This window comes from Reichenbachiella sp. 5M10, from assembly GCF_002742335.1.
GTDB lineage: Bacteria > Bacteroidota > Bacteroidia > Cytophagales > Cyclobacteriaceae > Reichenbachiella.
This window is the reverse complement of the sequence record NZ_MDGR01000007.1, coordinates 4,535,138-4,547,449: the sequence shown is the minus strand read 5'-3', so window position 1 is coordinate 4,547,449 and position 12,312 is coordinate 4,535,138. Positions and strand designations below refer to the sequence as shown.

Below are 12,312 nucleotides of genomic sequence, written 5' to 3'. Positions count from 1 at the left end.
AATCATGAGCCTCAAGGATCAAATCAATGCCGACATCAAAGCAGCCATGTTGGCCAAAGAAAAGGAAAAACTAACCGCCCTCAGAGCGATCAAATCAATGATCCTTTTGGCAGAAACCGAAAAAGGTGCTCAAGAAGAAATAAACGAAGATGCTGAGATGAAGCTTTTGATGAAAGCTGCCAAACAAAGAAAGGACTCTATAGATCTATTTAGAGAGCAAGGAAGAGATGATCTAGCAGACAAGGAGCAAGGCGAGCTGGATGTCATCAGCCAATACCTCCCTCAGCAATTGTCAGAAGACGAGCTTAAGATTGAACTACAAAAAGTCATCGAGCAAGTCGGAGCTGCAGGCCCTCAAGACATGGGCAAAGTGATGGGAGCAGCGTCCAAAGCACTCGCTGGTCGAGCAGACGGCAAAACGATTTCTACAGTTGTCAAGTCACTATTGAGTTAATACATTGAACGTCATCGATATAGTCATACTGGTCTTTTTATTGGTCGGCGCAGTGACCGGTTTTCGCAAAGGCCTACTGATGGAGATCATATCCATTGCGGCATTTTTCGTAGCGATATTCTTAGGTATCAAATTACTCGACTGGGGCATTATGGTCCTTGCTGACCATATTCATGGCTATGACAACTTATTGCCGATTATTTCATTCACCATCATCTTTGTGGTGATCATGATTGGCCTGCACCTGATTGGCAAAACAGTCAAAAAACTGCTAGATCTAACGCTATTGGGTAGCCTAGACGATATCGCTGGCAGCCTATTGGGGATTGTCAAATGGGCCTTGTTCATCAGTATAGTTTTCTGGATCTACCATTCTTTTGGCGGAACCCTAGATTCAGACCTGACAAAAACCAGTTTTTTGTTTGAACCAATATCATCCTTCGCTCCAGGATTATTTAGTTTATTTTCGGGGCTGTTTCCGTATTTTTTGGAGTTCTTTGAGCACTCCGAAGAATTCATAAATCAACAAGATGTTAATGTGTGATTCATCGGAAATTAATATATTATAGATATAATTATAGAAATTTTGTATTTGCGATATGCTTGAGGTATCAAATTTAAAAGAAGAAGGAGAGTTTCGGTTTATTGAAGAGGGAGAAGGCAAGGTTATGCTACTACTCCATGGATTGTTTGGTGCATTGAGCAACTGGGAATCGGTCGTAGACAAGTTTTCCAAAGACTATAAAATCATCATTCCGATGCTCCCAATCTATGAATTGCCCGTGAGAGAGGCGGGGTTAGGAAAACTCATCGAATACCTTGAAGGTTTCATCGCCTACAAAGGTCTAGACAATTTTGATCTGATGGGCAACTCACTTGGAGGACATATGGCACTCATGTATGTCCTCAAGCACCCTGACAAAGTAGATCGATTGATTTTGACGGGAAGCTCTGGGTTATTCGAGAACGCCATGGGAAGCTCCTTCCCCAAACGAGGCAATTACGATTTCATCAAGCAAAAGGTTGAATACACCTTTTATGACCCGAAAACTGCCACTAAAGAATATGTGGATGAAATCTTCAACACCATGCAAAGCATGCCTATGTGCCTTAGGATCGTAGGGATTGCAAAATCCGCACAAAGAAATAATTTGGCCCATGAACTGCACAAAATCAAAAATGATACGTTATTGATTTGGGGATTGAACGATACGATCACTCCTCCACGTGTCGGACATGAGTTCAATAGGCTGCTCACAAACTCTACATTACGGTTCATTGACAAGTGTTGTCATGCACCAATGATGGAGCGACCAGATGCTTACAACGACATCCTTGAAGACTTTTTGAATCAACGAAAGAGCGCATGATAGCACGAGATTTGATAAACTACACCATACCACCTCTAAAGCCTACAGATAAAATAAAGAAGGCCAGAAACTGGATGAATGAATTTCACATTCATGAGTTGCCAGTCGTGGATCAGGGTGAGTTTATTGGAATCTTCAATGAAGACTTACTCTTCGATCATGTAGAAGGAGCACAGCGTATCGAAGAATTCCATATGCTCAGTGCCCACCTTTATGTAGACCAAAATGAGCACTACTATGAAGTACTCAAAAAGGCTTACGAATCCAGTTCCAACTTAGTGGCCGTACTCAATGAAGAAAAGAAATACATCGGGTGCATTACAGTTCAAGATGTAGTCGAAGCATTCTCCAAAATGTCTGCCATCAATAGCCCTGGTACTATTCTCGTCATCTCCATGAACATGATCGATTACTCCATGTCAGAGATTGGTAGAATCGTAGAATCTGAAGGTGGGAAAATCCTCAGTAGCTTCATCGAAAACACGGACGAAAGCGGAGCGATTCGCCTGACACTCAAACTAAACCTACAAAACGGGTCTCACATCATCTCTGCCCTCCAGCGATTTGGCTATCAAATCAGTTCTATCTACGGCAAAGGAGAAGAAGATAAATTCGAAAAAGAACGGCTCGACACCTTATTGAGATACCTCAAAGTCTAAGGCCAAACCCCATCTAACTCATGCGCATCGCCCTACACGGTAGAATAAACAGAGAGGACTCTCTCGCATACCTCGATCAAATCATCGAAGAAATCGAAGCAAATCACTCCGAGGTAGTCATCACACCAGAGCTATTGCACTCAGCCCACAAGCACTTTACTTGCAAAAAACCCGAGGTTATAGAATCGAAAGCAGATTTGTCGAGTGTCGATTACTTTTTCAGTTTAGGAGGTGACGGGACCCTCCTCGAGACGGTCTCGAAAGTCGGCAGTCTCGAAACCCCTATCCTTGGCATCAACTTGGGCAAACTTGGGTTTCTTGCAACTATCAACAAGAAAGATATCAAACCTGCTTTAGGGCGTTTTTTTGCCAAAGAATTTTCATTTGACGAACGGATGTTGATCCACCTCGATAGCAACCATTCTATATTCAACGGGCAGAATTTTGCACTCAACGAAGTAGCTATACTCAAGCGAGACACTTCGTCGATGATCATCGTCCATTGCTATATCGATGGCGAATTCGTCAATACCTACTGGGCAGATGGACTGATGGTATCCACTCCCACTGGCTCCACGGGCTACTCCCTGAGTGCAGGCGGACCATTGGTTCTGCCTCAATCAGATAGTTTTATCATCACACCTGTAAGTCCACACAATCTCAACGTCCGCCCTTTGATCGTATCAGGGTCGAGCATTATTTCCTTCGAAATCGAAGGAAAAGGAAGATCATTCCTGACTTCACTCGACTCTAGATCATACAAAGTGGACAACTCCATTAGTCTCTCCGTACGGAAAGAATCCTTCTGTGCCAAGCTCATCAAACTGAAAGGGTATAACTTTTTCGACACCTTGAGACAGAAACTTAATTGGGGTCTAGATATTAGGAATTAGAATAAATATGAAATATATATGTGTTTAATTTACAGCGCATTTATATAGTTTTGTGGTTACGGGTCGTTTGAATAAATAATGAGAAATAGCATAACACTTACAATTTTGTTTGCTCTGGTTGCTCTATGTGCAACAGATAGTATCGCACAGAGGCGAAACCAATACGGATACAAGAGGTCTACAAGCAAAAAATACTCAAAATACAAAGGAGGAAAAGTCGGATACTCAGGTGTCGGCAATCCAAAGTACTATACCATTGGTGCAAGCATCAATATGAACAACTACTTTGGAGACATTTCTAAATCGAGCTCTAAGCTCAGCTCCAATTACAAGTTCATCCCTGACGGGTTTGGCATCACTGCCTCCAAGGTTCTTTATCCTGGCATATATGCTAGAGCAGGCTTCAACTATGGCAACATCAAAGCCTCAGACTATTCTACAGGCAACAGCAATCCTGGAAACAGTGATGAAGAAAGAAGTGACTATGGCCGTTGGCAAAGAAACTATCACTTCAAAAACACTATCACAGAACTTTCGGCAGGCTTTGAGGTGGACTTGATTCCAAGCAATGGTGGGGCACGAAACCGATTTCCTATCAACCCCTATTTGTTTGTTGGGGCGGCAGTATTTCATCACGCACCCAAAGCAAAAGCGCCAGGTGCCACCTACGATTCTGATGGAGATGGCGTAGCAGACGCAGCAGTAGATCAAGCAGGCAATGTACTGGACGTCAAACCAGGTGAATGGATAGATCTACAAAAACTAGGAACAGAAGGACAGTACTCTGACTCTCTCGATTTGAAACCCTACAGCAAATTTCAATTTGCAATCCCACTTGGGCTTGGAGTCAAAGTCAAACTGGCAAGAAGTTGGGATTTACAGTTTGAAGTTGGGTTTAGATACTTATTTACAGATTATCTAGATGACATAGGTGGTGATTATGCTGATCTCGATGATTTTGGAGACGATTATTTGGCTAGAGCCATGTCCGAAAGAGGAGCAGAAACCAAAGCCATGATGGAAGGCAAAGACCGAAATATCTCAGGCATCACAGGTCAACAAAACGTACAGCTCAATACTGCAGACCTAAGTGGATGGACTGGTGGCAACTCATATACCCACGGCTACAACTATGTGGCTGGACAGGATCGTGCCAGCTCCAAATACAAAGACTTTTTGGTGACCACCCAAATTAGATTGGTGTACATTCTAGACAAAAAAGGTGCTTCGAGAGGTAAATTCAGATAATAAACCTGAACTCATTTTAGCTTCGCTATATGAAACATAAAATATTGCCGATTCTGTCGGCATTTCTTTTTTTAGGCCATTTGGCAACTGCACAACGCTCCGAAATCGGATTAGGAGTCGGAGCGATGAGCTATGCTGGTGACCTATACCGAGGCTACAACATCCTACAGCAAAATGCAGGAGTAGAGGCACACTACCGAATCAACTATGACAAAGACGTCAGTTTTCGATTCTCTCTACTATATGGTCAAATCAGCGGCAATGACGACCGCCCGTTTGATGCACTAGGAGAAGCTAGGCAAGCTAGCTTTAGTAGACAGATCCTGGAAGGAAGCGCAGTGATGGAGTTTCATTTCTTAGACTACAAAAACCCTAAATCAATGATCAAATGGTCTCCATATCTCTTTGGCGGAGTTGGGGTGATCAAACTATTCAACATCAATGGAGAAGACATCAGTGGGATACAACCTGTCATCCCCTTCGGTGCAGGTGTCAAGCATCTCCTCGGTAGAAAATTCAGCATTGGTCTTGAGTTCGGTGCACGAAAAACCTTCACAGACCTTCTGGACGGCATCTCTGACAATGAACCCTATGAAAAACTCACCTTTCAATTTGGGAACCCCGAAGACAAAGATTGGTATTATTTTGTTGGACTCTCCTTTTCATATGTCATCTTCAAGACTCAATGCACCTACAAGTACACGCCTAATAAAACACTATACCGCTAAGGAAAACTGATCGTAGTGTTCGTTTTCCGCAAAAAAAAGAACAACTTTGCGGGTTATAAATAGAGATTAGGCCACAAGATTTGGCATGAAAGAGAAGATCAATTCAACGAATATACCTCAGCACGTAGCAGTAATCATGGACGGCAATGGTCGATGGGCCAAGCAACGTGGCGCAGCACGCCTCTTTGGTCACAAAAATGCGATCAAAGCTGTTCGAGAGACTGTAGAAGGATGTGCAGAAATAGGCGTAGGACGACTCACTTTATATGCCTTTTCAACCGAAAACTGGAACCGACCAAAAATCGAAGTAGATGGACTCATGAACCTTCTGGTATCGACCATCAAAAAGGAAATCCCTACTTTGATGAAAAACAATATCCGATTGCAACCTCTAGGAGACATTTCGCATTTACCGAAAGAAGCTCAAGAAAATCTCCAGTACGGCATAGAGCAAACTGGCAAGAATGAGGGCATGGTTCTCTCACTCGCCTTGAACTATAGTGGGCGATGGGAAATCGGAGAGAGTGTAAAACAATTGGTCAAAGATTTAGAAGAGAAGAAATTAGCCTACGATGATGTCAATAATGCATTCATCGGCGATTATATCAGTAAACATACTGTACCTGACGTGGAACTAATGATCAGAACAAGCGGAGAGCATAGGATAAGCAACTTTTTGCTTTGGCAAATGGCCTACGCTGAACTGTACTTTACTGACAAACTTTGGCCTGACTTTAGAAAAAACGATCTTTTTGAAGCCGTCATTGATTTTCAAAACAGGGAGAGGAGATACGGTAAAATCAGTGAGCAACTAACGAATTAATAAACGGCAGGAGAGTCGGCGATATACAATGAGATTAAGTTTATTATTAGTATTTCTTATCACATACACCTGTGCTTTGGGGCAGATTAGATATGGGAGCCAAGGCAGATTAAACAATTCTTCTAGCAATACCCCTCGCATCAACTACTCCAACCCTCAGGAGTACACCATCGCCGAAATCAAGGTAGAAGGGGCTGAGTACCTCGACCACATTGCCCTTACATCGATCTCCGGCCTCAAAGTAGGTGACAAAGTCAAAATACCTGGTGACGACATCACTCAAGCGATCAAAAAACTCTGGAAGCAAGGACTCATCGGCAATGTCGAAATCTATGCCAGCAAAATTGAAGGCAGCAACATCTACCTCACCATCGAATTGACCGAAAGGCCCAGACTCAGTCGATTCAACTTTCATGGCGTAACCAAAAGCCAAGAGTCAGATCTGAAAGAAAAAATCAACCTCATCAGAGGCCGTGTGATGACCGATGCAATCATCAAAAACAGTGAACTATCCGTCAAGAAATACTTCTACGAAAAAGGCTATCTCAACACGGAAGTAGACATTCGCTACAGCCAAGACACCATCATCAACAACAGTGTTCAGCTCGATCTATACATCACCAAAAACCGTAAGGTAAAAATCAGAAACGTTAATTTTGTAGGCAATGAGACCTTCACAGACATGAAGCTCAAAAGTAAAATGAAAGGCACAGGTGAACGTCCAAGATTCAAAATTGTTGGAGCAACGGTCGCAGTAGCTCTCAATGCACTCAAGCCTAAGAGCAAGAAAAAAGTCATCAAAAGTCCTCAGGACAGCGCCATACAAAACATTTCACGTCCCGCCATGGAAATCATCATGGAAAATGTGAAACTCAATGTCTTCAAATCTTCAAAATACGTGAAAGAAAAGTACGAAGAAGACAAAGAAGCATTGATCGCCTTTTACAACTCCAAAGGGTTTAGAGACGCCTACATCGAAGAGGACTCTATCGTCACAATCGACGAAAACTCCGTAGACATAGACATTAGAATCAACCCTGGCCAGAGGTACTATTTCAGAGAGATTACCTGGACAGGGAATTTCATCCACGACGATCAGACCTTGAACCAAATACTCGGAGTAGAACGAGGAGACATATACAACATGGAGTCTCTTGACAAACGGCTCAACTACAACCCGAACGGGCCTGACATTAGCTCTCTGTATATGGACAATGGCTACCTGTTTTTCAGTGTCAACCCTGTAGAAATCAAAATAGAAGGCGATTCCATCGATGTGGAAATGCGCATATACGAAGGAGCGCAAGCTACTATTCGCAAAGTTTATGTCACTGGAAACGACCGTACCAATGATCACGTCATCATGCGTGAACTACGAACACTCCCAGGCCAGAAGTTTAGCCGCGCTGAACTGATCAGAACGCAACGTGAATTGTCGCAGCTCGGATACTTTAACCCTGAAACTGTCACTCCAAACCCAATACCAAACCCTGCTGATGAGACAGTCGATATCGAATGGTCACTCGAAGAGCGACCAAGTGATCAGATAGAACTATCAGGTGGATGGGGAGGCTCTTTTGGGTTCGTTGGTACACTTGGCTTGACTTTCAACAACTTTTCGTTGAGAAACTTGACGCACTTAGACAAATGGAGACCCCTACCCGTCGGTGATGGTCAAAAACTATCACTAAGACTACAAGCAAATGGTCGCCAATTCCAAAGTTATTCTGTGAGTTTCTCAGAACCATGGCTAGGAGGCAAGAAACCCATGTCGTTTGGCGTGAGCTACAACTACTCTGTACAGAGAAGTTTGGCACTCAATAGAAAAGACATCATAGGTTCTATGCAGGTGACAGGAGTCACGGTCAGCCTAGGTCAAAGACTAAAATGGCCTGATGATTACTTCACACTCAGCAATGCTGTATCTTTTACCAACTATAACCTATACCGATTTGGAGGTAGTCTAGGGTTTGACAACAGTACAGGGGTAGCAAATAGCTTTACATTCAAAACAACCATCTCTCGAAATAGCATTGACAACCCTATGTATCCTCGTACCGGTTCGTCCATTACGTTGAGTTTGGCCCTCACGCCTCCATACTCCCTGTTCAATGACTTAGATTATGAAACAGCATCCAACAACGACCGCTACAAGTGGGTAGAGTACCACAAATGGATGTTTGATGCCAAGTACTACCTACAGATTGCTGGAGATTTGGTACTTGAAGCAAGAGCTCACCTCGGGTACTTGGGCGCTTATCAAAGCGATGTAGGAGTAGGGCCATTTGAACGATTCCAACTTGGAGGAGATGGGTTGACAGGATCTAACTTCCTACTAGGCAATGATGTCATCGGACTCAGAGGGTACGACAACAACTCCATCACGCCGACAGAAGTCGTCAATGGCAACCAAATCACTGGTGGTACTCTATTCAACAAATATGTGTTTGAGCTCCGCTACCCTGTATCACTAAACCCATCCGCTACCATCTATGTACTTGGGTTTGCCGAAGCTGGAAACAACTGGCTCAACTTCAATGAATACAACCCCAACAACCTATACAAATCGGCTGGAGCAGGTGTAAGAATATTTATGCCGGCCTTTGGGCTACTTGGTATCGATTGGGGGTATGGATTTGATCCAGATCCAGGTGCACCAAACGCAGGACCGAGTGGTGGACAAATTCACTTCTCAATCGGTCAAACGTTGAGATAGAATAAAAACCAAGAATGGACAAATCATTAGCAAACAATGGACTAATTTTAGCACCTATTATGCGCGAAATGAAGAACGTAGTTAGTTTCGGTTCGATTCTTGTTATCATTCTACTGCTTCAGGCAAATAGTCTGAGTGCTCAGAAATTTGGATATGTAGATACTAACTATATCTTGGGTCAAATGCCTGAGTACAAAGAGGCCAACAGCGAGATTGACAAATTGTCAAAATCGTGGGAAGCTGAGATACAAGAGATGTACAAGGAAATTCAAACCTTGGAAGTTGAACTGAAAGCGGAAGAAGTCCTGCTGACCAAAGAAATGAAAGACGATCGATACAAAGAAATTGATCGAAAATGGAATGAAGTAAAAGAGTATCAAAATAAGATTTTTGGTTTTGAAGGACTATTTTTCTTGAAGAAAAAAGAACTCATCAAGCCCGTACAAGATCAACTCTTTGATGCGGTAGACAAAGTAGCAAAACAACAACGCCTGCAGATTGTCTTTGACAAATCAGGTGACTTGGTAATGATATACACAGACCCCGTGCACGACTATACAGACTATGTATTGGAAGAGCTCGGACTGGGAGATAAAAACGATGTAATAAGTAATAACTAATTAGGATAGAAATATGAAAATCAAATCATTAATCGTAGTATTGGTAATGGTGGCTGGTGCTCTTAGCGTACAAGCTCAGGGAACGTTTAAGTTTGGGTATACGAATGTAGAGTACATATTGAGCCAAATGCCAGAAGCAAAGCAAGTGGATTCGGAATACAAAACATACGAAGCTCAGTTGCAAAATCAGTTGCAATCAAAAGGCCAGGAATTCCAAACCAAATTGCAAGAGTATCAGCAAGGAGCTGCTACAATGACTGATATCATGAGAGCAGACAAAGAGTCTGAACTACAAAATCTACAAGCTCGATTGGAAAACTTTCAAAAAGACGCTCAGGTTTCTCTACAGAAAAAACAAAGTGACCTATACGCGCCATTGTTTGAAAAAATAGGCAACGCAATCAAAGCGGTCAGAACTGAAGGCGGATATGACGCAATCTTCAGTACGGGCGTACCAGGTGTAGACATCTTGCTCGATGCAGACGAAAAATTCGACGTCTCTAATCTTGTATTCAAGAAATTGGGTATCACTCCTCCAGCAGGAAACTAAGAAAATACTCTAGGAGAGTTCAAGCCTTGTTCATTGATTTGAGCAAGGCTTTTTTTATAAAATAATACCAAGGAGCAACCCGACAATAATCAACACAGGGGTAGGGATTTTGGTAAATAGCAGGATCAAGAATGTAGAAACCATGATACCTACATTAAGATAGCTCTCCGAGACAGGCAAAGAAGCATCATACAGTGGTAATGACAGCAACAAAGCTGCTGCTAAAATCATCCCCGCACTGACAGCATTGATTCCGTTGAGTGAGGCCTTGACAATTCTAAACTTCTTGAGCTCATCCCAAAAACGAATCACAAAGAAAATCAAAAAAGCCCCTGGTAAAAAGACTCCAACCGCCGAAAGAAATCCCCCCAAATACTGTCCAAACGTACCGTATTCACGCATAGATACAGACCCCACAAACCCAGCAAAAGAAAAAACTGGCCCGGGAACAGCTTGCACCAATGCATAACCAGACAAAAACTCCTCTGAAGTCAAATACTCCTTGAATTCAACAAATTCAGTATAAAGGAAAGGGACCAACACTTGCCCTCCACCAAAGATCAAACTCCCTATTCGGTAAAAATTCTCGAACAAATCTATCCCTCGCCAATGCGTAACAGCCCCAATACTTGCCGCAGCGATCAGCACTCCTCCCCAAAGAAAAAAGTTAGCCCACTGAATCTTAATTCTATTTTTCTCTTCTCTTTCATGTCTCTTGTAATCAAAAGCGGTAATCGCCCCTCCTATCAAAATCAACACAGGGAACACATAGGGAGTACGAAACAAGAAACTGGCAATCGCCGACATCACCATAAGCACCACTGCAAGTCTAGTTTGGATTACTTTTCGGATGATGATATAGGCCGAAAATGAAACTATCCCTACCGCCATTGGCTGGATGTATCGTGTAAAGTCCAATGAGATGTTATATTCTTCCAACGAAGTAATCATAACTCCTGCAGTAGACATCACCAAAAAGGCTGGAATAATCCATACTAAAAGAGTCAAATAGGCGAGATTGGGACCTCCAACCTTGAAGCCTATGGCTGTCAAAGTCTGTGTAGATGTAGGTCCTGGCAAAAACTGACACAACGCGTGCAATTCCAAGAACTCCTTTTCACTTAAGTATCCTCGCTTATTGACGAGCATATCTAGCATCATGGCAAAGTGTGCTTGGGGGCCTCCAAAAGCTGTCACAGCCAATATGATGACATCTCGGAGAAAGATGTAATACCTGACCTTCTTGAATGTCATTTTTTCAAACCAATCTCAGCCAAACGCTGGTGTAAAAACTCTCCAGCGGTCATGTCATCGTAGTGTTTGGGGTTCTGCTCATTGACACAACTCTCCAAACAAGTCAAATCCATCTCCGCACGAGGATGCATAAAAAAAGGAATAGAATACCGTGACGTCTTCATAAGTTCACGAGGTGGGTTGACCACTCGATGAATCGTAGACTTCAACTTATCATTGGTCAATCTCGCCAACATATCTCCTACGTTCACGACGATCTGATCTGGCAATGCAGTGATCGGAATCCAAGCACCATCTCGCCTCTTGACCTGCAAACCATCTGCACTCGCTCCCATCAATAGTGTAATGAGGTTGATATCTCCATGCTCTGCCGCACGAACCGCATCCGCTGGAATATCGTCCGGATTCTCTATTGGAAAATAATGTATCGGTCTCAAGATACTGTTGCCATTGTGGACTCGACTCTCAAAATACTTCTCTTCCAATCCAAGGTACAAGGCAATCGCTTGCAACATCTTTTTACCTGTCGCCTCCAAGGTCTTATACGCCTCCGAAGCAACCGCTTCAAACCCATCTATTTCACTTGGCCAGATATTGTCTGGGTATAGTTCCTTGATTGGATCTTCATCTTCGACGATCTGCCCTACATGATAAAATTCTTTCAAATCGCCTGTCTTACGGCCTTTGGCATGCTCTTTTCCTTTACCTACATACCCTCGCTGACCAAACAGCTCTGGGATTTCGTATTTCTCTTTGACGGATACAGGAAGACTATAAAACTCTTCGATCGTTGAGTAAAGATTCTTTACCAAGGCGTCCGAAAGTCCATGGTTTTTGATTGCCACAAATCCAATGTGATTGTAGGCATGTCCCAACTCTTCCACAAATTTTTGCTTACTCTCCGGATTGCCGGACACAAAATCTGCCAAATCCAAGGATGGCACTTCATCATATAGGTATTCGCTCATATCAATTGGGTTGTATTTGTACCAACAGC

The 12,312-nt window shown here is 42.9% G+C and carries 13 protein-coding genes; 11 read left to right on the top strand and 2 right to left on the bottom strand.

Features of this window, described 5'->3' with window-relative positions; genetic code table 11:
* The first annotated feature begins 4 nt into the window (after positions 1-4).
* The 11 genes from BFP72_RS18580 to BFP72_RS18530 all read left to right on the top strand — a co-directional run bounded on the left by BFP72_RS18580 (position 5) and on the right by BFP72_RS18530 (position 10,061).
* Positions 5-454, top strand: a complete 450-nt coding sequence (locus tag BFP72_RS18580) for a GatB/YqeY domain-containing protein (RefSeq protein ID WP_099600578.1) — start codon at positions 5-7, stop codon at positions 452-454.
* Positions 455-458: 4 nt separating this feature from the next.
* Entirely contained in the window at positions 459-998 is a 540-nt protein-coding gene (locus tag BFP72_RS18575) for a CvpA family protein (RefSeq protein ID WP_099600577.1), read from the top strand.
* A gap of 55 nt (positions 999-1,053) precedes the next feature.
* Positions 1,054-1,824: an alpha/beta fold hydrolase gene (locus BFP72_RS18570; protein WP_099600576.1), complete on the top strand. Its 771-nt coding sequence runs from the start codon at positions 1,054-1,056 to the stop codon at positions 1,822-1,824.
* Entirely contained in the window at positions 1,821-2,483 is a 663-nt protein-coding gene (locus BFP72_RS18565; protein WP_099600575.1) for a CBS domain-containing protein, read from the top strand. Before BFP72_RS18570 ends, BFP72_RS18565 begins: the two co-directional genes overlap by 4 nt.
* 20 nt (positions 2,484-2,503) lie before the next feature.
* The gene (locus BFP72_RS18560; RefSeq protein ID WP_099600574.1) at positions 2,504-3,376 is read left to right on the top strand and encodes an NAD kinase; all 873 of its coding nucleotides are present in this window, start codon (positions 2,504-2,506) and stop codon (positions 3,374-3,376) included.
* 78 nt (positions 3,377-3,454) lie between these two features.
* On the top strand, positions 3,455-4,624 hold the full coding sequence (locus BFP72_RS18555) for a DUF6089 family protein (protein ID WP_143520131.1): 1,170 nt from the start codon (positions 3,455-3,457) through the stop codon (positions 4,622-4,624).
* 29 nt (positions 4,625-4,653) lie between these two features.
* On the top strand, positions 4,654-5,352 hold the full coding sequence (locus BFP72_RS18550; RefSeq protein WP_143520130.1) for a DUF6089 family protein: 699 nt from the start codon (positions 4,654-4,656) through the stop codon (positions 5,350-5,352).
* Between the two features lie 85 nt (positions 5,353-5,437).
* Positions 5,438-6,175, top strand: a complete 738-nt coding sequence (locus BFP72_RS18545; protein WP_099600571.1) for an isoprenyl transferase — start codon at positions 5,438-5,440, stop codon at positions 6,173-6,175.
* Positions 6,176-6,251: 76 nt separating this feature from the next.
* Positions 6,252-8,891, top strand: a complete 2,640-nt coding sequence (locus BFP72_RS18540) for an outer membrane protein assembly factor (protein ID WP_255397255.1) — start codon at positions 6,252-6,254, stop codon at positions 8,889-8,891.
* Between the two features lie 68 nt (positions 8,892-8,959).
* Entirely contained in the window at positions 8,960-9,511 is a 552-nt protein-coding gene (locus BFP72_RS18535; protein WP_099600569.1) for an OmpH family outer membrane protein, read from the top strand.
* 13 nt (positions 9,512-9,524) lie between these two features.
* The gene (locus BFP72_RS18530; protein ID WP_099600568.1) at positions 9,525-10,061 is read left to right on the top strand and encodes an OmpH family outer membrane protein; all 537 of its coding nucleotides are present in this window, start codon (positions 9,525-9,527) and stop codon (positions 10,059-10,061) included.
* 54 nt (positions 10,062-10,115) lie between these two features.
* Here the strand turns inward: BFP72_RS18530 and chrA are convergent, their stop codons facing one another.
* Complete coding sequence (gene chrA / locus BFP72_RS18525; protein WP_099600567.1) at positions 10,116-11,315, bottom strand: chromate efflux transporter; 1,200 nt, start codon at positions 11,313-11,315, stop codon at positions 10,116-10,118.
* Positions 11,312-12,283: an isopenicillin N synthase family oxygenase gene (locus BFP72_RS18520; protein WP_099600566.1), complete on the bottom strand. Its 972-nt coding sequence runs from the start codon at positions 12,281-12,283 to the stop codon at positions 11,312-11,314. The genes chrA and BFP72_RS18520 overlap by 4 nt, the downstream gene beginning before the upstream one ends.
* Positions 12,284-12,312: the final 29 nt, after the last annotated feature.

Excerpts from the sequence above, each read along its gene's own strand:
- BFP72_RS18570 (WP_099600576.1), top strand. The coding sequence starts at position 1,054 with ATGCTTGAGGTATCAAATTTAAAAGAAGAAGGAGAGTTTCGGTTTATT.
- BFP72_RS18580 (WP_099600578.1), top strand. The coding sequence starts at position 5 with ATGAGCCTCAAGGATCAAATCAATGCCGACATCAAAGCAGCCATGTTG.
- BFP72_RS18565 (WP_099600575.1), top strand. The coding sequence starts at position 1,821 with ATGATAGCACGAGATTTGATAAACTACACCATACCACCTCTAAAGCCT.
- BFP72_RS18550 (WP_143520130.1), top strand. The coding sequence starts at position 4,654 with ATGAAACATAAAATATTGCCGATTCTGTCGGCATTTCTTTTTTTAGGC.
- BFP72_RS18535 (WP_099600569.1), top strand. The coding sequence starts at position 8,960 with ATGAAGAACGTAGTTAGTTTCGGTTCGATTCTTGTTATCATTCTACTG.
- BFP72_RS18530 (WP_099600568.1), top strand. The coding sequence starts at position 9,525 with ATGAAAATCAAATCATTAATCGTAGTATTGGTAATGGTGGCTGGTGCT.
- BFP72_RS18520 (WP_099600566.1), bottom strand. The coding sequence starts at position 12,283 with ATGAGCGAATACCTATATGATGAAGTGCCATCCTTGGATTTGGCAGAT.
- chrA (WP_099600567.1), bottom strand. The coding sequence starts at position 11,315 with ATGACATTCAAGAAGGTCAGGTATTACATCTTTCTCCGAGATGTCATC.
- BFP72_RS18555 (WP_143520131.1), top strand. The coding sequence starts at position 3,455 with ATGAGAAATAGCATAACACTTACAATTTTGTTTGCTCTGGTTGCTCTA.
- BFP72_RS18545 (WP_099600571.1), top strand. The coding sequence starts at position 5,438 with ATGAAAGAGAAGATCAATTCAACGAATATACCTCAGCACGTAGCAGTA.
- BFP72_RS18560 (WP_099600574.1), top strand. The coding sequence starts at position 2,504 with ATGCGCATCGCCCTACACGGTAGAATAAACAGAGAGGACTCTCTCGCA.